Raw genomic sequence first — 20,621 nt, 5'->3', positions numbered from 1 at the left:
CAGCGGGTGGCGCATGGTTGAACGGGCGCCGGGTCTCAGGCCTCGCAGGGTCATGGCCTGGACGATCGCCCGCAGCTCGCGCACTGCCATCAGGAAGAACCTCACCACGACCATCACCGGGACCTGCACGACTCGCGGCGCACGCATCTGGGTGAGGACTGAACCAACCCGGGTGACGTCGAGAACCTTGATCGCAGCCACTGCCGAGCCGAAGACTCCTGCGAAGCGGAACATCCAGAAAGCGATGAAGACCAGAAATGCGGAGACAGCCGAGTGCCACAGGGCTGGAAGGGCGAAACAGCAGAAGACCCACACCAGGACGAAGATCAGCCACCCGATCCACGTCGTGGGGCGGGTCGTGAACACGAGTGACACCACGACGACGCCGAGGCAGGCCAGCACCAGAGGCGTCGACCCCGCTCCCATGAGAAGGATGTTGAGGACGATGACGTAGAGGAACAGGGTGCGTGGGTCCACAGCGCCGTGGAGCCCCCGAGTGCGGGGCCGATGGGTGGTGGTCAGCGCGCTTCCGGCCATGGCGCGGGCCATCGGGAGCGGGTGGATGTCACCTTGTCGGGCCACGGTCACCTCGTCACAATTCATAAGGTAACCCTAACTCATTAGTTATCCTCGTTAACAAATAGGGGGTAGTTCATAATCTGACACGGAGGGACACCCATAGGCCAAACGGGCGGTCCTACTGGTGACGCTGGAGGGCACGCCACGTTCGGAGGAATCGCGGCCTCACGCAGGCACGATCACCACGGGTATTGCCCGACACCACCTCAACGCGAACAACCACAGGACTCGCCCTGCCCCCACGGCTACCCTTGAGGTGAGTTGATCGAGAGGAGAGCCTCGTGGGAATCGGAAGCAACATCGGCAAGGCCCTGCTGGCTCAGGCACCCGACATGGCACCCGGCGCGGCCGTCTCGATGCTGCGCAGCATCCTGGGATTCGCCATCGACGGTGCCTCGTCGCTGCCGGGAGCGCGTCAGGCCGCTGGCAAGACCCTCACCAAGCACGACGGTGACGTCGAACAGGCCATCAACTCCCTCGTCAACCAGCACATCGCCATGGCAGGTGCACAGGGATTCGTCTCCAACCTCGGTGGCGTCGTCACCTTGGCCGTGACCATCCCCGCCAACATCTCGGGCGTCGCGATCGTCCAGGCCCGCATGGTGGCTGCCATCGCCCACCTGCGCGGCTATGACCTTGACGACCAGCGCGTCCGGACCGCCATCCTCGCCACCCTCATGGGGCAGCGTGAGGTCGACAGCCTCATTCACGAGGAGAAGCTTCCGACGACCCCAATGGGCATCGCCACCGCCCCGGTGGGTGACGCCGATCTGGAGAAGGTCGTCGCCCGTAACCTCGTCAACGTCCTCATGGGCCAGGTTGCGGGCAAGAAACTGCCGGTCTTCGTCTCCAAGCGCGTGCCTGTATTGGGTGGTGGAGTCGGAGCCACCACCGACGGGTTCACTACCTGGAGCGTCGCTCGTTACGCCCGCAAGCAGTTCCCGACCCGCCGCCCGCGCGGCTGAGGCCAGGATCTGTGTTCGGTCCGGGACGCGTCAGAAGGTTTGCCGACGACGTGCCCCGGGCCGACGTGTGCGGCTGCGACGAAGCAGCCCGACAGCCCGCGCAGCCGTCGTGCCGATGAGCAGACCCAGCGCGATCGAGCCAATGATTCCCGTGGACTCCAACACCGTCGCGCCGGCCACCGAGGTGCCCGCGCCCAGCTGAGTCAGGGACACCAGACCCAGGGATCCCGGCACCAACAACCAGAAGCTCGGCAGGAAGAGCACCAGACGCGGTAGTCGCGGGCGATGCATCTCGATCACCGATGATCCGAAACTCGCCACGGTCGCTCCCAGCAGGCCGCCGCCCCAGGTGACCCCGGCAACCGTCTGGCCGATGATCTGGAAGGCCAGGGTGGTGGCCAACATGAGAGCCACCCACGGGACGAGGTATCTGGGTATCGACTCCATGAGACTCATCCCAGCGGTCAGGAGCAGGACGCCGAGGAATGGCACCCACAACCCTCGCCAGGGGATGATCTGGTTGTTGAGCTGGTCGACGGGGACCTTTGTCAGCCACGCCGCGCCGAGAACACCCGCTGTGAACATGGCCAACTGGGCGGTCCCGAATCCCAGGCGCGACGCACCCGACATCATCGCCCCTGCCGCCAGTTCAGCCACCCCGGTGACGATGAGGGCACCGGGAAGCAGCACCGCGATGGGTGGCAGCAGGCTTCGCAGCGGCCCCTCGATGAGTCCGAGTCGCGCGGCCCAGAAGGCACACAGTGCGACGACGAACGCGGCGAGGAACGGGGTGAGGACGGCCAGAGCCTTCCTCTTGCCGGACAACCACATGAATCCGGCGGTGACCTGACCGGCCAGCACGGAGAACAGCACGCTGGGCCACAACGGCTGCAGTACCAGGGCGATGCCCGAGGCGACGCACACCATGCCACCATGCAGACCCAGGCGCGGGTAACGTGGCGGGATGGAACGCAAGTCCCGCAGTTGCTCGAGGGCCTCGACCGGGCCGATGGTGCCGTCGAGGAGCTGCTGACGGATACGAGCTGTGGTGGCGCTCTGGTCCAGACGGATGGTTCCTTCCACCGATTCGAAGGTTGCGGGGGTGCCACCTCCCAGGTTCACCACGACTCCGGTGGGCCAACCCTGCACCTGGACGTCGGGGCATCCCAGGTACCGACCGACGCTGCGGGTGTCGGCCTCCACCTCGTGCACCGGCTGACCACCGGCGATACCGGCTGCGGCAACGTAAGCCAGCAGTCGGCGGACGTCATTTTCGTCGAGCTCGTCCACTCCAGATCCCATCGTCGATACCGTCGCCAGGATCAATCGTCGCGCACCTTGGGCCCTTCGGCACGCCAGTGGCCGAACATCAATCCACGGGTCAGGGACGTAGGGATTTCACTCCGCCCAGCCCTCGTGTATACCCGACAACCCCGAGGAGGGCACAGACGGCGGCACACACCACGGCCATAACAGACACCCCCCGCACACTTCCCTCGACGGCAGCTGTTTGGCCTGGATAGCCGCCGGGGAGAAACCGCAGGAAGGTGTTTGACTGCGCGACGACCATGATCAGGTAGGCAAGAGGGCCGCACAATGGCCCACTTTTGCGCGACAGCACCCCCGTGGCAAACAATGCGACACCGGTGCACAGCAGGCAGGTGACCGAGAACCCGATGAATGGAGACCACGGCAGCTGAAACCGCGCGGGCATTTCCGGTACTAACACGGAATCACCATCGGGTATTAATTCGACGGGAAGCGACCGCAGTATCCACCCCGTGAGCAGTGGAAGGGCAGCGGCGCACAGGCATATCCACAGCCCCATTGACCCATACCCAATTTCCAGGGAGCGAATCGAAGCTCTCTCGACCCACCCCATGCCCGACGAGACGCACCACATGATGGTGGCGCAACCGACCAGACTGGTCAGCTCGAGACCTGTCACAGGGCGATCCCACACGTCCCCCGATGCCACCGACAGACGCGTCTTCCACAGGAAAAAGGCCACGACAACGGCCGCAACCGGCACGGCAACAAGGGCTACGGCATGGCGCCCTTTCAAGAAAGTCACGATGCTCATCATCGGTGCAGATCGCTGGAGGTCAACGAGCACCCCTCGATCGCCTGACGATGGTGCGTGTACCACTGGCGAAATGCGGTGACATCCATGCCGTCAAGGTCATTTCGTTCCGAACTTGGCGCATCATCATACTGGAATCCAGCCAGCCGAAGAATGGTGCGTTCCACAGAATTAACGCCGTCGAAGGCCTCGATCTGCTGGGATGTCATCTCTGTAGAGAAAGTACATGCGTCTTGACCGGAAAAAGACTGAGCCAGACCCTGAGCCGTCATATCCGATAATTGTTGCGCAGAATCATATACGGTCGCATGTCCGAGATCCATGACGAACTGCTTGCTGCGTGCGTGGTATCCAGGCTCAGCAAGTAGGACGTCGTGAGGTACCGCCGTAGGCGGCATGACGGACACGACGCGCTGAGCGGGTTGCGCGTAGGACAAGGCGAGACTGCGATGTGCCGGCATGACGCACACCCGTACGTCTTCGTGTGACGAACACCCGAAGGCCAGTGGCGCATCGCGGAACAACGGCACTGGCATGACGACCCCCAGGGCAGCGATGATGAGCGGTGGGGCGACCAGGGCCACACATGGCACCACCCGACGCCACGTAAAACCGCCGGAGCGAACCGTGGACCAACGGCTGGCAGCCAGGATGCACGAGACGGAGACGATGCAAAAGAAGATGGTGCGCATGGTCACGGCCGAGGCCGTGGCGGTGTGGTTGCCACTCGGCTCTGCCATGTCCATGGACCACGCGAAGGCCACCGAGCCATACCCGGTGTTGGCAAAGAGATTCTCGTTGACAAGGACCGGTATTCCGACCACAGCGATGCACACAACCGGCGCCACCACCCACACGATGGGGTGGGACACCATCGCGGCTACCAGGTGAGCAACGGCCACCAGAGCCGGGAAGGACAGCAGAACGACGATAAGGTCTGCGACCTCGGGGGCAGTCGGGGATGCGTTGATCCAGGCCTTGACGACCAGGGGCGCCGCAACGACAACGGTCCCGATGAGCAGGGCCGCCGCCTGACGCCAGAACCAGTGCCAGTGGATGCTGAGAATGGACCTTGCCGGAGCAACCCCGACAATCATGTCCGACGGTGCCATGCGGGCCGCCGATCCTGCCACGATGAGGCCGGCCACGATGGCCCACAACATACTGGACTCCCGGATGGTGACGGTGACGTCCTGCACCTGCCACACTCCCCAGGACCATGATCCTCGCAGCGCAATGAGACTGCAGACGGCACCGCTGGCCGTTACGAGAATCGCATACCATGATGCGAAGGGGAATGCCACGCGGTGGAGACCACGCAACGGGCGTATATCCCGGGGCGACACGGACATCAGGCTGCCTCCCCGAGGAGGGTGAGGTACCCAGCCTCAGCATCGTTGGCGTTACGGACTGGATGCTTTTGACCAACAGATTCCAGGTCAGAGTACGAGCCCTCGAAGATCAACTCTCCCTCGGAAAGGACGGCAAGCTGCGACACGAATTCCTGGAGGTCCTCAAGCAGGTGCGTCGAAACGATGACCGTCCGATCCTCGGCAAGTTCACCGAGGAGGGATCGCACCCCGATCCTGGATGCCGGGTCGAGGCCGACTGTCGGCTCATCGAGCAGCAGCACAGCCGGATCTCCGACAATTGCACACGCGATTCCAAGCCGCTGGCGCATTCCACCCGAAAGAGACTGGACGCGATCATCGGCGCGGTCGACAAGCCCCACACGATCAAGGGCCGCACCTGCCCGTACACAGCACTCCCTCGGTTCAACTCCTCGCGCCCATGCCGCATATTCCACGGCCCTCCGGATGCGAAAATGCAACGGGAGGGAAAACCGCTGGGGCAAGAATCCGACCATACTACGAATGGTATTGACGTCATCGCTGACATCGACACCATTCACCCGAAAATGACCGGACTCCGGTTCCCGTAGTGTTGCGAGAATACTGAGAAGTGTCGACTTTCCAGCCCCATTCGGGCCGAGCAACCCCCACAACCCAGAGTCAAACTCACAGGAAATATCGACGAGGCTACGCCGACGACGATACCGGTGCGATATGTGCTCGAGTTCGATCATTCATCCGACCCGAGTGTAACCCGATTTCGTCTGGGCTCCAGTCGAACTATCAACCCTGGTATAGACATCCCAGCCGTGCTTACCATGACCAGTAACGGTCAGGGATGCATTCTTTACATTAGTCCTGCGTGCGGATGCCATACGACTATCCGGCCAATGCGAGATCTGGTGATACTCAGCGACTGCCACGGACCCTACGGTGTCGGCGCAGCTCTGACGCCCACCAGTCCCGGACATCGTCGTGCCATGCTGGACAGGCTTATTTGCAAACAAAGAACAATGGCTTGCGTTAGCCTGCCCGGCGATCATCGTCATCCCAGCGCTCACCGTCATAACACCTAATACGATAGTAGAAACCACCTCCTTGCGAGATCTCATCTCCATCACCATTTTCTCAACTAAAGATGCCACGCGGCTACATAGCCATAATCCATACCTTCAAGGCAGCGGTCATACTATCACGTATCCACCCCTGTGGCCAGTTAACCCGCTGCGACCTGTCGTACCAGTGAAGACACGAGGGCACAGCAGTAGCGCCATGGCGCGTGACGATCACACGCTAAAACAACCTCGTCCGCGGTGAAAACACCGCACTGACATCCTCGACCAGCGGCCAAGGTCGATCAGTACAGCATTGCCGAGGCCGGGTCCGAGAGAATCTCCGCAACGTCATGGAGGAAGGTCGAGCCCTCCTCGCCGTCAATGAGGCGATGGTCGAAGCCGAGGCTCATCGTCGTCACCCACCTGGGCACGACCTCCTCATCGTCACCGGTCCCGACGACCCACGGACGTCGAGCGATCGTCCCGAGAACGAGGATCGCCGATTCGGTGCGGTTGACGACCGGAGTCCCTGCGTCAAGGCCAAACACCCCAACATTGGTGATCGAGAAGGTGCCGTCGGTGTAGTCGGTGGGCTGGAGCTTTCCCTCCTTGGCGATGGCGACGATGCGGGTGATCTCCTCGGCCAGCTCGAGCATCGTCATGTCCTGGGCGTTGCGCACCACGGGCACCATGAGGCCGCGCGGGGTGGCCGCGGCGATGCCGAGGTTGATCTGGTCGCGGAAGACGATCTGGTCGGCGGCGTCGTCCCAGCGGGCGTTGACGACCGGGGTGCGTCCCATCGCCAGGCACACCGCCTTGCACCAGATGGTCAGCGGGGAGACGCGCAGTCCCTTGAACCTGCGGTCGGCACGCAGCCGGTCGACGAGGTCCATCGTCGGAGTGACGTCGCAGGTGAGGAAGGCCGTCACGAGGGCCTTGGTGTCCAGGGAATCCTTCATCGCCTTGGCGGTCACCTTGCGGACGCCGCGCACCGGGACCCTGCGAGTGTGGCCGTCAGGCTCGGTCGGGGCACCGCCGAGGAGACGACGAGACATCACCGACAGGGTCGCGAACTCAGCGTCGCCAGCAGAGGCACCGACGACAGGTGGCTCAGGCGCGGCTTGACGACCGGCCTCCGCTGCCGCCTTGACGTCGCTCCTCGTCACCGCCCCCTGCGGGCCGGTGCCCGTCACCGTCGCGAGGTCGATGCTTAGGTTGGCAGCCAGTCGTCGGGCCGGTGGCTTGGCGAGGACATGCCCGGCGCGGTCCATGCGCGGCGGGTCCTGGCGGCTGGGCTGTGTCGGCTGCGCAGGTTCGGGAACGGGCTCGACATCAGTCTCTGGGCCGGTCTTGAGGGTCGGCGTCTGGGGGGCCTTCTCGGGTGCCCTTTCAGCCGACACCGCAGCTCCCCTGCGCCGACGGCGTCGACGTCCGGACTCCGCGGTCAGGTGACCGACGAGGAACTCCGGCTCCTCCTCGGGTTGGTCGTCGGAACCGTCGTCAATGGTCACCAGTGGCTCTCCCACAGCCACCGTCTCGCCGGGCTCGGCACACAGCTTCGCCACGGTCCCGGCGAAAGGGCTGGGGAGTTCGACGATCGACTTGGCCGTCTCTACCTCGCACAGCACGTCGTTGATCTTGACGGTGTCACCGGGAGACACCCGCCAGGAGACGACCTCTCCCTCGGTGAGCCCTTCGCCCGGGTCGGGCATGCAGTAGTTCTTCACGTGAATACCTCGTGATCGATGTCGGACGGACGGTGGTCAGTAGGCCAGGGAACGGTCGACGGCGTCGAGGATCCGGTCGACGTCGGGGATGTGCTCACCCTCGGCCTTGGCCGGCGGGTACGGGGTCGACCACCCGGTCACACGCAGAACCGGGGCCTCCATGACGTAGTAGAGCTCCTCGCCCAGGCGTGCCGCCATCTCCGCGCCAATGCCCTGGGTGCGCGGCGCCTCCTGGACGACAATCGCCCTCGTCGTGCGCCGTACCGACTCATAGACGGTCTGCATGTCAAGCGGGGAGAGGCTGCGCAGATCGACAACCTCGAGCCGACGTCCCTCCCGGGCAGCTTCCTCGGCAGCGTCCAGGCAGGTTTCTACGAGGGGCCCGAAGCACAGCAGGGTGGCGTCGGCACCGGGACGGACGATACGCGCCTCGTGAAGGCCAAGTTCAGGGGCCTCGGAGACCTCGCCGCGGGTGTAATAGCGACGCTTCGGCTCGAAGAAGATCACCGGGTCGGGGGTCTCGATGGACTGACGCAGCATCCAGTAGGCGTCGTCAGGGTTCGAGCAGCTGACCACCTTGAGGCCCGGGGTGTTCGCGTAGAACCCCTCCGGGGACTCCGAATGGTGTTCCGGAGAGCCGACACCACCGCCGAACGGGATGCGGATCGTCACCGGCAGGGACCACCGTCCGCCCACGCGGGCGCGATACCTGGCCAGCTGGGAGACGATCTGGTCGAAGGCAGGGGCGTTAAAGCCGTCGAACTGCAGCTCGACGCAGGGACGGTAACCACGCATGGCCATGCCGATGGCGGTTCCGACGATGCCCGACTCCGCCAGCGGGGAGTCGATGACCCGACGGCCGCCGAACTGGGTCTTGAGGCCGTCGGTGATGCGGAAGACGCCGCCCAGGGTTCCGACGTCCTCCCCCATGATCACCACGTGGTCATCGGCGGCGAGGGCGTCGACCAGGCCCGCGTTGAGGGCCTTGGCCAGGGTGGTCTCCCCCTGTGGGCGTGCACCGTTGTCGCTCATCAGTTGTCCTCCCCCCACGAGGAGATCTCCTCGGCGTCGGCCAGGACGTCGGGGGTCGGCTCGGCGTAGACGTCCGACATGAGCTCGGCCATGACGGGCGTGGGGTTCTCGTGGACAGCGGCGCGAACCTCGGCCCCGAAGGCCTCCTCGCGCTCAGCCAGACCGTCAAGCCATCCCTGGTCGATGTCCCCACGATCCTGCAGGTAAGTCTGCAGCCTGAGGATGGGGTCGGTCTTTCCCCAGATCGCCTCCTCATCGGCGGTTCGGTATCGGGTGGGGTCGTCGGTGGTGGTGTGAGCACCCATGCGGTAGGTCCACGCCTCGACGAAAACTGGCCCCTTTCCACTGCGGGCATGGTCGAGGGCCGCTCGCAGCACGGCCGTCATGGCGACGACGTCGTTCCCGTCCACCTGCACCGCCGGAATGCCAAAGCCGATCGCGCGGCGGAACAGGGACGTCGGGGACTGCACCGTTGTCGGCTCCGAGATGGCCCATTGATTGTTGACACACACGAAGACCACAGGAGCGTTCATCGAGGCCGCGAAGACATAAGCCTCGTTCGTGTCCCCTTCACTCATCGCCCCGTCACCGTGGAAGTCCAACACGGCAGCCCGAGCGCTTCCGGACTCGACGTCGCGCTGAATACCCATGGCGTAGCCGACGGCATGCAGGGTGCCCGACCCGATCATCACCGGGTAGGCGCTGAAGTGTGTGGCGACGGTGTCCCAGGCGCAGTGCGCCTTGCCACTCCACGAGTCGAGGATGTCGGCGACGCTGACCCCCATCGCGTGGGCAAGCCCCTGCTCGCGGTAGGTCGGGAAGACCTGGTCCCCGTCACCCAGTGCCAGCCACGCACCGGCCTGAGTGGCCTCCTGGCCCATGTGTGGAGGCCAGAGGCCGAGCTCTCCGTGACGCTGCAGAGCAGTGCCCTCGACGTCGAGACGCCGAACCATGACCATCATCTCGAGGGCCTTGACGAGGTCCTCGTCGCTCAACTCGACAGGGAAGTCAGGATGGGGGGTGAGGCGTCCCTGGTCGTCGAGGATCCGCACCATTGCAGGATCCGGACGATTGACGGGATGGTGTGTTGCCGGCGGGACGAATGGGTCCGGATCGCCCTCGTCGGCACTGCTGGTCTCGGTCACATCTTCCTCCTGGTCGAGTGTTCCGTGCTTCATTCTGGACGCCGACTAGCCCAGTTCCAAACAGAACTTACCGTTCCGTAGGGAGCCAACAAGTATGAGGTTACCGTTCCGTAGGTTATCCACGGTTTCGACCCCGGTCGTCGGCTCTCACAAGCTCTTGCGTACTCTCAACTGGTGAGCAAAACAGTGGCGATCATCGGTGCCGGGATGACAGGTCTGGCAGCCGCACACCAGCTGCGGAGCCACGGTTGCCGAGTCGTCGTCCTGGAAGCAGGACCGAGCGTCGGCGGACAGGTCAGTTCCCGTCGGTTTGGGGCCGACATGGTCGAGATGGGAGCCGAGGCCGTACCGCTGCGTGCCCCAGGCGTCTCCGATCTGGTGTCGGAGCTGGGGCTGACGGACTCGATGCGTCATCCCGCCCCCGGACGCACCTTGCTGTCGAGCCGACGCGGGGTCGTGGAGATGCCGGCCGGAGTGACGCCGGTCGGGCCCACGAAACTCCTACCGACGATCACCTCGCGGATCCTCTCTCCCATCGGCCTGCTGCGAGCCGGCCTGGAGCCCTTCACCTCCCGCCCACACCCTGACGACGTCAGCGTCGGCCAGTTCATCTCGGAACGATTTGGCGACGAGGTAGGCCGGGCCGTCGTCGATCCCCTGTTGGGTGGCATTCACGCCGCCGACGTCGACAGCTTCTCCCTCGCGGTCGCGGCTCCGGCCTTGAGGCAGACCGTCAGGAAGGGTGAGTCCATCGTCACGGGGACCCTCAAGCGCAACGCGGTCGCGACATGGTCGCGCATTCGTCATCGTCCTCAGCCCTCCGGACCCCGCACCCCTGCCACCGCGACGTGGGAACGCGGTTTGGTGACGCTGCCGGAGGCGCTGGCTGGAGGCCTCACCGTGCACACGAACACCCGTGCCACAGGAATCCGGCAGGTTGGCCACGAATGGGTCGTCACCGTCACAGGACCGCGAGGAATCGGATCAGTTGCCGCCGATGACGTCATCATCGCCACGCCCGCCAGGGTCGCTGCAGCTCTGCTGTCCACCACACACCCCGATGCCTCGGAGTTGCTGTCCCGGTGTGAGAGCACCACGGTTGCCACGCTCGTGGTGCGGACTGACCAGGTGGATCACCCGATCACCACGGCTCAGACGTGGTTCATCGGCTCGGAATGGTCCCCGTTGGTACGCCAGGTGACGAATCTCTCGACGAAGTGGCATCTCTCCGAGCCCACTCTCCGGATCGCCATGGGTCGTCACGGTGGAACCCCCATCGACGACCTCTCCGACGACGACCTCGTCACCATGACCATGGCTGAACTGGAGCGTCTAGGATTGAGTGTTCACCCTCACGACCACGTCATCGAGCGCCACCGTGGCGCCATGCCGCAGCCAGTCCCCGGCCACCGGGAGCGCATGGCCACACTCGCCACCGTCCTTGACGACACCGGACTCCACGTCGGCGGGGCCGGGATCGACGGCGCCGGAGTCGGCACCGCCATCGTCGCCGGTCGACGTCTTGCCCGTCAGATCACCTCGAAGGAGGAGGAAAAGTGACCACCACCACTGATCATCCCGAGCGGCCAGGGCAGCCCGGACATCCGGGTGCGTCCGCGGGTCATCCTGCCGGGCATCCCGGTGGCCACCCAGGTGGACATCCGGGCGGCCATCCCGGCCACGGCCCGCTCGTCCGCGAGATCAAGCACGACCTCAACGACAAGCCCTTCATCGTCATCTGGGAGGTCACCCGCGCCTGCGCCCTGGTCTGCCAGCACTGCCGCGCCGAAGCCCAGCACCACGCCGCCCCCGGCCAGTTGACGAACGCCCAGGGCCACGAACTCATCGACCAGCTGACGAGCTACGAGCGTCCCTACCCGATGCTCATACTCACCGGTGGTGACTGCTTCGAGCGTCCCGACCTCGTCGACCTCATCGAGTACGGCGTCAGCAAGGGTCTGCACGTGTCGATCTCGCCCTCGGTGACCCCACTGTTCACGCGTGACCGGGTCAAGACCGTGCAGGATGCCGGCGTCTCGATGATGTCGATGTCCCTCGACGGCGGCTCCCCTGCCACCCACGACGCCTTCCGCGGTTTCCCGGGAACCTTCGAGCGCACCGTCGAGGCCTGCCACATGCTCAACGACCTCGGCATGCGCTTCCAGCTCAACACGGTGTTCACCGCCAAGAACATCCATGAGGCACCGCAGATGCTCAAGAACGCCATCGACCTCGGTGCGTTCATGTTCTACACGTTCATGCTCGTTCCGACCGGACGCGGTGCCCAGCTCGACATGCTGTCACCGCTGGAGCGTGAGGACGTCCTGTACTGGCTGCACGACAACTCCACGCGCATCGCCATCAAGACGACCGAGGCGCCTCAGTATCGGCGCATCGCCTTCCAGCGCGAGGCTGTCCGTCAGGGCAAGGAGCGACCGGTTCGCCATGGCGAGCTCTATGAGTGGCTGACCCGCGAGACCAACGAGCTGCTCGGCGACGTCATCGAGGACCCGCGCCCCCCGCGTACTCCGCTGGCCATCAACTCCGGGTCCGGATTCGCGTTCATCGACCACACCGGCGACGTCTACCCGTCGGGATTCCTGCCGATCCACTGCGGGTCGATCAAGGAGAAACCTTTCCCCGAGATCTACCGGACCTCCCCGGTGTTCCAGGGACTTCGCAACCCGAACGGGTTCTCCGGCAAGTGCGGAGCCTGCAACTTCAACCACTTCTGTGGTGGATCTCGTTCGACGGCCTACGCCATGACCGGGGACTATCTGGCCTCCGACCCGTCCTGCGCCTACGTGCCACCGGGCTACCACGGAGAGCTGCCAGAGAGGGTTCCCGCTGACGGACTTCCGAGGGTGTGACGAGGATGTTTCATGGGCCGGACGCCGTGACGACATCGTCACGGCGTCTCGCCATCGTCGGTAATCTCCGACACCGCCAATCAGTACCGCCATTCTTGAAATCGATAACACAAGGTTTGTCTATCCTCAGTACTCCTCACGCCGAGGTGACGGAGACATGAATTCCTCATGGCGAAGTTCCTCCGACCCCTTGCGAGCTCGGCCAGAAATGGGCGACGCTAGCTGTGTATGCCTTTTGGGCACAACATGAGTATTCGGACGAACCCCAGGGAGAATCCATGAATCACCGATGCAGGGCCCGAATTGCCGGCCTGTCGGTGCTGTGCGTGGCCGGTATGGGTGGCAGCTTCATTGCCAACCCGGCCTCTGCCGCACCAAGCGGAAGCGGCACCCCGTCCGCGCCGGCCACATCATGCAACGGCGACAAGAACGTCGAGATCTTCAACTTCAACGACTTCCACGGCCGCATCGCCACGGGTGCCAACCTCTTCACCCCGGTCGTCGAGGCCCGCAAGGCGAATGGAGCCGACAAGGTTCTGCTGCTGAGTGACGGCGACAACGTCGGTGGCTCGACCTTCGAGTCCGGCTCCCTCAATGACGAGCCGACCATCGCCATGCTGAACGCCGCGGGCGTCGAGGCCAATGCCGTCGGCAACCACGAGTTCGACAAGGGCTGGAAGGATCTCGCCGAGCGCATCATGCCGCACACCGAGAGCCCCTACCTGGGTGCCAACGTCTACGAGAAGGGCACCAAGAAGGTTGCCTCTCCCCTCAAGGCGTCGACCGTCATCGTCAAGGATGGTGTCCGTATCGGCATCGTCGGAGCCGTCACTCATGACCTCCCCTCCTTGGTCTCCCCCGCCGGCATCTCCAACCTCACCATCGGTGACCCGGTCAAGGCCGTCAACGCCGAGGCCAAGCGTCTCAAGAGCGAGGGCCTGGCTGACGTCGTCGTCGCCGAGTACCACGATGGCGCTGCTGACGGTTCCGCCGATCCGGCCAGCCAGGGCGGCAACTTCGCCCCGATCTACGCCGACACCTCCGCCGACGTCGACCTGGTCTTCAACGGCCACACCCACCAGGTGTACTCGTGGAAGAACAAGGCCGGCGCCCCACTGCTGCAGGCCGGTTCCTACGGCGCTCACCTGGCCAAGGTGAAGGTGGCCTGGGACTCCGAGCAGAAGAAGCTCTGCTCGACGGACGCCTCGATCACCGATCCGGCCAGCACCCCGGCCGACGACCCGACGATCGCCAAGATCACCTCGATCTACGAGGATGCCAAGGCCAAGTCGGATGAGGTCGGCTCCACAGTCATCGGGCACGAGACCGCTCCGATCACCACCCCGTCGAACGAGACCGACCAGAAGTTCGCCGCCAACGTCCGTAACCGCGAGTCGACGATGACCAACATGGTCGCCGACATGTTCAAGGACACCCTCGGCAAGGACGACCCCGACTTCATCGGTCTGCAGAACCCCGGTGGAACCCGCGCCTCCCTGCTCGAGAAGGACATCACCTACAAGCAGGCCGCCCAGGTGCTCCCCTTCGCGAACACGCTGATGACCACCAGGATCACCGGCGCTCAGTTCAAGAAGACGCTGGAGCAGCAGTGGCAGCGTGATGACAAGGGCGAGGTCCCGTCACGTCCGTACCTGCAGCTCGGCGTCTCCAAGAACGTCACCTACACCTACGACGAGTCCCGCGAGGAAGGTGACCGCATCACCTCCATCCGGATCAATGGCAAGCCGATCGATCCCAGGGGCACCTACACCGTGGGTTCCGGTTCCTTCCTCATCGCCGGTGGTGACAACTTCACCGAACTCGCCAAGGGATCCAAGCCGGTCGACACCGGCAAGATCGACCTGTCCGCCTGGGTTGACTGGATCAAGGCTCAGAAGACCCTCAAGCCTGACTTCGCCAAGCGTGCCGTCTCCCTGACGACCTCCCTCAAGGAGGGCATGTCCAAGGACGCCACCTTCACCATTGGCAAGCCGGCTGACAAGGCAGTTGCCCCCGACACCGTCGACTTCACCTCGAAGGACTCCGTCGTCAACAAGACGATGAAGGCCCAGATCGTTCAGGGTGACAAGACCGTCGACGTCGCCACCACCCCGGTCAAGGACGGCTCATCCTCCGTGACCGTCAAGGTGCCGACCGCCAAGGGGCTGGTCAGCGGTGAGGCCACCATCGTCTTCACCTTCCCGGATTCCGGCACCACGGTGCGCTTCGCCGCCAATCTGTCGGTACCGTCCGGCGATCATCCTGGTGGCGCTGTGGTCCCGACCCCGAAGCCGGGCCAGTCTGGCACCCCGGGCCACGACGTCAACCCGGGAGGAACCCCCGGATCTGACAACAGCTCCAGCAACGGCAAGCCCGGCCTGCCGAAAACTGGCGTCTGATCCAAGGACCGACACAACCTCATACTGAAGAAACCCTGGCCCGAGGAGGAATCCCGGGCCAGGGTTCTTGTGTGTCTGAGTTGGGCAGCAACGGGGTGAGGCCTGCCGACGTGGTGGAAATGCCGGTCATGATGGTGGGTGCTGCCACTTGTCGTAGCAACAACCACCATCAGAATCACGATTGCCCAACATCCCCGGTCGGTACACCTAGAGGTGAACGTGCAGGTAGTCCCCCACACAGACGAAGCGACCACCACGACCTAACCCTGATGGACGACGTGGCAGCGCCACCCGGCACAACGCGGGGACGGCGTGCTGTTCGTTGTCACCACCGTCGTGGTTGGTGGCCACGCCGCGCGGTGCTGGAGAACCCTGACCTGCCATGGCTCATGCAGCATCCGTGGTGGATACGGGCAGGACCCGGGGCCTCCACGTGCAGGAAATCTCTCGTGGGTGGTTCGGATCGAGGGCGTTGAGCACCATCTGGTAGGCGACGGGATCATAGGGTAGGCGGCCGTGGCCATAGGCATCCAGAGGGCAGGCATCCTGCACGGTCATGTTCTTGGCACCCTTGAGGAATGCTTGCGTGTAGGGCGTGATCGTCATGTCGAGTCGGGTGGAGATGACGGTGTAGGCGATGCCCGGGACGGTGTCGCCGTCACGGTAGACCTGTTGCATCAACGCTGATCCCTTGAGTTGCTGGCCGTAGGCCTCCATGTTGTGGTCGTAGCTCCACGTGCTGAGGGAATCCTTCACGGCCTCGGGCAGGCCGTGGACGAGCTTGTCGAGACCGCCGGCAGTGGTGCCGTGGTTGGCGGCCACCAGTCCGATCAGCTTGTCGACCTTGGACGCTCCGCCGTACATCTTGATGTAGGTGTTCGGCAGGATGCCGCCACCCTGCGAATGCCCGACGAGGTCGACCTTCTCGGAGCCCGTCGCTTTCCGGACCCGATCCACAAAGACACCCAGCGCCTGCGCGGAGGCGCGCACATCACCAGTGAAGCCCCAACCCTCGTCGAGGATCCCCACGGGGACATTGGTGGTGAAGGTGTAGACGCAGTACCCCTCATGGGCCAGATGGGGCCCATAGAAGGACCACGTGGCGAACGCATTGCCGCCAGTGCCGGGGATCAGGATGACCGGTCGGTCACCGGGCTTGACCTTGCAGGAGAAGTCGTTCACACCCCGCGGCGCCACGCCCAGGTGCTTCTCGCTGTAGGAACGCGCCATCGACGACGTGTGGAATTCCGGCCCGACGCCGTTACCAGGAATACCGTCGGGGCTGTGGACTGCCGGGACCAAGGGATGGGTATCCCCTGGCGAAGTAACGGCCTGCGCAATCGGCGCGGCAGCCATTAGGACGGCCACGCTCGCGGCCATGACGGCGAATCGTGCTTTGATCTTCATCAGTGACTCCTCAGCGGAACACGGGGAAATTCCGTGAATTAATTTATCCAATTCAAAAAGGGTGAACTACAAAAATTTCATCTCAAGTGGTGACCTGAACGATACATCACATTGAGAATTATCCTCACTCAGCCAGTGAGGTCATTCACCTCCTAAGATAACTTCCGAGAGTTTCAATACAACTTGATAGTAGGGATCAGCGGGGGCGCAGCTCCCCGCCAAGTAGACGCCCCTCGGAGTGTCCTGCGACAGACCTTTGGCGTTCCACATCTGACCTGCGGCAGACCTTTGGTCTTCTAGCCAGACAGGCGCCACGCCTAAGGCCGACTGAAGCCATCCGCATGATCCGACCCCAGTGAGGCTCCATGCAACAAATAACCGCCAACTGTGAACGAAAGTTATCTAATATGGCCGAACGCTATCTTTCGTGAGCCCGTCGGTCATGCTAATTTCGCGACTACTTGGCACGCTATAGCTCCGTGTATCACACTCGTCATCCCGTTGAAGAGCCTTCTTCGTATATGCTGGCGCCTTGCCAGTCATCTCCAGCCCGATTCATCCTGACGGCTGTTGGTAGTTGACATTAGAAGAAGGAATTTCCATGCGCCGAAAATCAGCCCTCGGATTTGTAGCTTTGTCCTTGTTCGCCACAGGGATGGGCATTGCCGCAGCAACACCGGCAACTGCCTCGCCGGCGGATACGGCAGCGCCGGTTCACGTCGACGCTTCACGGTGGACCACCCAGGGGCGTTGGGTGACCGACGCCCAGCACCGCGTGGTCATCACGCAGGGGATCAACGAGGTCGCCAAGAGCGCCCCCTATGCCCCCGATGCCGTCGGTTTCAGTGAGGACGACGCCGCCTTCCTCGAGGCGCAGGGGTTCACCAGCGTCCGACTGGGGGTGCTGTGGGCCGGGGTCGAGCCTCGCCCGGGCGTCTACGACGACGCCTACCTAGCCCGGGTCGAACGCACTGTGCGGATCCTCAACGCCCACGGCATCGCCAGTGTCCTCGACTTCCACCAAGACATGGTCAACGAGAAATACCAGGGGGAGGGGTGGCCTGCCTGGGCCGCGCTCGACCACAACATGCCCAACATCGTCAAGGCGGGCTTCCCTGGCAACTACTTCCTCAACGAGGCCGTCAAATACTCCTTCGACTCCTTCTACGACAATGCCAAGGCCTCCGACGGCGTCGGCGTCGCCGACCACTACGCCAGCGCCTGGCGACATGTGGCCGAGCATTTCCGAGCCGTACCCGGCGTGCAGGGCTATGACCTGATCAACGAGCCGTTCCCGGGCCACCACTACACGCGGTGCCTCACGCAACTCGGTTGCCGCACTGCCGACGCGCGACTGTCGGCCGTCCAGCAGAAGGCTGTCGACGCGATCCGCTCGGTAGACAAGGCCACCACCATCTGGTACGAGCCGATGCAGTTCTTCAACATCGGTGTCGGGACCAACGTTCGGCTCACGGGATCCAACCTGGGGTTGAGCTTCCACGACTACTGCACCAGCCAGGCCACCCTCCACTCCTATGTCGGGTGCACTGCGCCGGACAACCGGGTCTTCAACAACGCAGAGAAGCATTCACGTCAGACCGGGTCGGGGCTGATGCTCACCGAGTTCGGCGCCATCACGACCCCTGCGGTGATCACGTCCCAGATGGACCTGGCAGCTCGCAACCGGGTCGGCGTCCAGTGGTGGGCCTACACTGCCGGTGATCCCACCACAGCCGGCCCTGGCACCGAGCAAGCCATCGTCGACGACCCAGCTCGGCCACCCCAGGGGACCAACGTCGAAAGCGCCAAGCTGGCGCTGATCGCCGTTCCCCACCCGGACCGTGTCGCGGGCACCCCATCCGCGTACCACCACGACCGGTCCCGACGCGTGTTCACCATGACCTGGACCGCCCAGCGGCCCGACGGGTCGCGCGCGGGAGAATCGGACGAGACGACCGTGGTGGTCCCCGCCGTCTCAGCCCCCCACGGGTACGACGTGCAGGCGTCCGGCGCCCACGTCACCTCACACCCGGGCGACCGGGTGGTGCGATTGCACCTCAACCAAGGCAGTGCCACGGCGAAGGTCACGATCACCCTGCGCTAACCCTTCAAGTGTCTTCAGCACCGACCTACAAGTCTCCCAGACACTTTTACGACTGGCCCTCCTCCTTGAGGTGGGCCGGTCCTTTTCGTGTCGCGGGATGCACCTGGCAACACCACCTCCGGCCCCATGGAGAACAGTTGGTATCCTCGCAGGGTATTACGGCCAAAGCATATTTGACGTTCCACGCTTGCCGCTGCCGTCTTAGGGCCATACTGCCGCCACGCGGCTGAGGCGGTGACCAATCAGGGTAACTGGTTGCCGTAGCCCATGTGAGGCCGATGGTAGTCGTAGTGGTGTGCTCTGCCCCCGAACTCACCCCGCCATCCAGTCTCAGAGGTGTGGCAAGCGGACGTAAGCTCAGCCAATCGGTCAAGGCGTGGTGGAATCTCTCGGTCTTCCCATTGACATATATGCGATATATCCGAGTCCACTGGCGTGTGATACTCAGTATCAGCGCCACGAGGACGGTCAGCCACCCCAACGTCACCTGCAGCGCGTGGGCATGGGGGTGGGCAGGGAGTCGAAACGCACGACCACCACAGCGAGGGAAAATTGCCAGAACGAGGAATAGGCACGATGCCGCTACCCCGCCGACGAGAGTCAGCACGTTTGAGGCAGTGAGCAGCTATAGCCCCATGGCAGATACACAATCAGCAGAACTCCCGTAGTCGGCAGGTTCGCGGCCGTGGGAGGTTTCGCGGACGGGGTGCCCGCGACACGGTCCGGGTGGGGAACGGCGATCAGCGCCAGCTTGACGCCTTCGACGTTGATCCCCTGCGTGATGACCACGCGGTGCTGGGCGTCGGTCACCCAACGCCCCTGGGTGGTCCACCGTGAAGCGTCGACGTGAACCGGCGCTGCCGTATCCGCCGGCGAGACAGTTGCCGGTGTTGCTGCGGCAACTGCCCATTCCTCTGGCGAACAACAAATCCGAGAGCTGGCTTTCGGTCAGTTTTAATAACTTTCGTTCACAATCGTGGCGGGGAGGCCAATAACGAGTTCTGATGAGAGAGGAGCTTTGATAGCTTCGGGCCAGCCGCAATGACTATTGCACATCCCTCGAGGAGGATTCCCCCATGAAGCGTTCGGCTCTTATCATCCCAATTTTGGCCGGGGCAGTGCTTGCGCCGGTGGTGCCCGTGGCCGCCGTGGCAGCGCCGGCTCCGGTGAGCCAGTCTGCTGCGCGCCAGCATACCCAGGTCGACGCCGAGCAGGCGCTCGCGCAGGTCAATGCCCGCATCGCCGAGCTGCAGAAGATGCATCAGGCTCAGGTTCCCGCGAGCGACGCCCCGAAGACCAACTACGGTGAGGAGATCCGCAAACTCCTCGACACGGCCTTCGAGCTGCGCACCACGATCGAGTCGATCATTGCCGGCAAGGTGCCGCCAGTGGACCTCTCCACCATCCCGGCTCGTGTCGACCTGCTGACCACCAGCGTGAAGACCATCCAGCAGGCCAACCATGACCTGGTCAACAAGGTGGAGGCCGCCCACGTCGAGCTGGGCTTCTCGATCACCCGTGCCCTGATCCGCACGATCAACCCAACCAGCACCGCGGCGCAGTTGGCCGAGAGCAAGGCCGACGTGCTGGCCACGTACGCGAAGGTCGCAGCCTACCCCGACCTCAAGCCCACCGACACGGCGACCGTGTACGTCAAGGACCGCCTCAACAAGAAGATCTGGCAGACACGGATCAACCGTGACAAGTACCTCCTCGGCAAGAACGCGGAGGGGTACAAGGCGATCAACAAGGCGCTCATTCACGCGACCGGTGTGTGGTTCAATCCCGCTGCCACCGTCCAGCAGGTCGACGACGAGGTGAAGGCTCTGGACCTCGCTTTCCAGGCCGCTCTGGACCGGGGGCCGGCTGACGGGAAGCTGCGTACCAACTGACCCCACCCTCC

At 63.8% G+C, this 20,621-nt stretch carries 15 protein-coding genes and 2 pseudogenes; 6 read left to right on the top strand and 11 right to left on the bottom strand.

The genetic code is table 11. The annotated features are described in order from the left end of the window. Window positions 1-420 precede the first annotated feature (420 nt). A pseudogene (locus PALO_RS12715) lies at window positions 421-549 on the bottom strand (energy-coupling factor transporter transmembrane component T); the annotation flags it as partial. A 311-nt stretch (window positions 550-860) separates the two neighbouring features. Here PALO_RS12715 and PALO_RS00630 point away from each other — a divergent pair. Beyond that, window positions 861-1,544: an EcsC family protein gene (locus PALO_RS00630; RefSeq protein WP_015582030.1), complete on the top strand. Its 684-nt coding sequence runs from the start codon at window positions 861-863 to the stop codon at window positions 1,542-1,544. 30 nt (window positions 1,545-1,574) lie between these two features. Here the strand turns inward: PALO_RS00630 and PALO_RS00625 are convergent, their stop codons facing one another. The 8 genes from PALO_RS00625 to PALO_RS00595 form a co-directional block, all read right to left on the bottom strand. Beyond that, the gene (locus tag PALO_RS00625) at window positions 1,575-2,846 is read right to left on the bottom strand and encodes a threonine/serine exporter family protein (protein ID WP_036909933.1); all 1,272 of its coding nucleotides are present in this window, start codon (window positions 2,844-2,846) and stop codon (window positions 1,575-1,577) included. A gap of 79 nt (window positions 2,847-2,925) precedes the next feature. Further along, window positions 2,926-3,630 carry a hypothetical protein gene (locus tag PALO_RS00620; protein WP_015582028.1) on the bottom strand — a complete coding sequence of 235 codons (705 nt, stop codon included), beginning with the start codon at window positions 3,628-3,630 and terminating at the stop codon, window positions 2,926-2,928. Next, window positions 3,627-4,979: a hypothetical protein gene (locus PALO_RS00615; protein WP_023033199.1), complete on the bottom strand. Its 1,353-nt coding sequence runs from the start codon at window positions 4,977-4,979 to the stop codon at window positions 3,627-3,629. The genes PALO_RS00620 and PALO_RS00615 overlap by 4 nt, the downstream gene beginning before the upstream one ends. Then, window positions 4,979-5,713, bottom strand: a complete 735-nt coding sequence (locus tag PALO_RS00610; RefSeq protein WP_002514516.1) for an ABC transporter ATP-binding protein — start codon at window positions 5,711-5,713, stop codon at window positions 4,979-4,981. Before PALO_RS00610 ends, PALO_RS00615 begins: the two co-directional genes overlap by 1 nt. Continuing rightward, window positions 5,714-6,103 carry a hypothetical protein gene (locus PALO_RS11755; protein ID WP_080634282.1) on the bottom strand — a complete coding sequence of 130 codons (390 nt, stop codon included), beginning with the start codon at window positions 6,101-6,103 and terminating at the stop codon, window positions 5,714-5,716. Between the two features lie 233 nt (window positions 6,104-6,336). Beyond that, a complete protein-coding gene (locus tag PALO_RS00605) occupies window positions 6,337-7,746 on the bottom strand; it encodes a dihydrolipoamide acetyltransferase family protein (protein ID WP_080634315.1) in 1,410 nt (469 codons plus the stop codon). Window positions 7,747-7,797: 51 nt separating this feature from the next. Then, complete coding sequence (locus tag PALO_RS00600; protein ID WP_015582025.1) at window positions 7,798-8,793, bottom strand: alpha-ketoacid dehydrogenase subunit beta; 996 nt, start codon at window positions 8,791-8,793, stop codon at window positions 7,798-7,800. Beyond that, the gene (locus PALO_RS00595; protein WP_177166374.1) at window positions 8,793-9,848 is read right to left on the bottom strand and encodes a thiamine pyrophosphate-dependent dehydrogenase E1 component subunit alpha; all 1,056 of its coding nucleotides are present in this window, start codon (window positions 9,846-9,848) and stop codon (window positions 8,793-8,795) included. The genes PALO_RS00600 and PALO_RS00595 overlap by 1 nt, the downstream gene beginning before the upstream one ends. A gap of 297 nt (window positions 9,849-10,145) precedes the next feature. On the opposite strand from PALO_RS00595, the gene hemG reads away from it, so the two are divergent. The 3 genes from hemG (at window position 10,146) to PALO_RS13070 (ending at window position 15,207) form a co-directional block, all read left to right on the top strand. Next, window positions 10,146-11,498, top strand: a complete 1,353-nt coding sequence (gene hemG / locus PALO_RS00590) for a protoporphyrinogen oxidase (protein WP_036910119.1) — start codon at window positions 10,146-10,148, stop codon at window positions 11,496-11,498. Beyond that, entirely contained in the window at window positions 11,495-12,808 is a 1,314-nt protein-coding gene (locus tag PALO_RS00585) for a TIGR04053 family radical SAM/SPASM domain-containing protein (RefSeq protein WP_004809434.1), read from the top strand. Before hemG ends, PALO_RS00585 begins: the two co-directional genes overlap by 4 nt. A 278-nt stretch (window positions 12,809-13,086) precedes the next feature. Further along, a complete protein-coding gene (locus PALO_RS13070) occupies window positions 13,087-15,207 on the top strand; it encodes a bifunctional metallophosphatase/5'-nucleotidase (RefSeq protein ID WP_015582023.1) in 2,121 nt (706 codons plus the stop codon). Between the two features lie 387 nt (window positions 15,208-15,594). Here the strand turns inward: PALO_RS13070 and PALO_RS00570 are convergent, their stop codons facing one another. After that, window positions 15,595-16,614 (bottom strand): esterase/lipase family protein, encoded by a 1,020-nt coding sequence (locus PALO_RS00570; protein WP_004809439.1) that lies wholly within the window; start codon window positions 16,612-16,614, stop codon window positions 15,595-15,597. 601 nt (window positions 16,615-17,215) lie between these two features. On the opposite strand from PALO_RS00570, the gene PALO_RS00565 reads away from it, so the two are divergent. Then, window positions 17,216-18,718, top strand: a complete 1,503-nt coding sequence (locus tag PALO_RS00565; RefSeq protein ID WP_015582022.1) for a cellulase family glycosylhydrolase — start codon at window positions 17,216-17,218, stop codon at window positions 18,716-18,718. Window positions 18,719-19,082: 364 nt separating this feature from the next. Here the strand turns inward: PALO_RS00565 and PALO_RS11740 are convergent. After that, window positions 19,083-19,507: pseudogene (locus PALO_RS11740) on the bottom strand (hypothetical protein); the annotation flags it as partial. 287 nt (window positions 19,508-19,794) lie between these two features. Between PALO_RS11740 and PALO_RS00560 the strand changes: the two are divergent. After that, a complete protein-coding gene (locus tag PALO_RS00560; RefSeq protein WP_015582020.1) occupies window positions 19,795-20,610 on the top strand; it encodes a CAMP factor family pore-forming toxin in 816 nt (271 codons plus the stop codon). Window positions 20,611-20,621 lie beyond the last annotated feature (11 nt).

Source organism: Cutibacterium avidum 44067 (genome assembly GCF_000367205.1).
Classification (GTDB): Bacteria; Actinomycetota; Actinomycetes; order Propionibacteriales; family Propionibacteriaceae; genus Cutibacterium; species Cutibacterium avidum.
The sequence above is the reverse complement of the archived record's forward strand: the minus strand, read 5'-3'. Positions and strand labels throughout refer to the sequence as shown.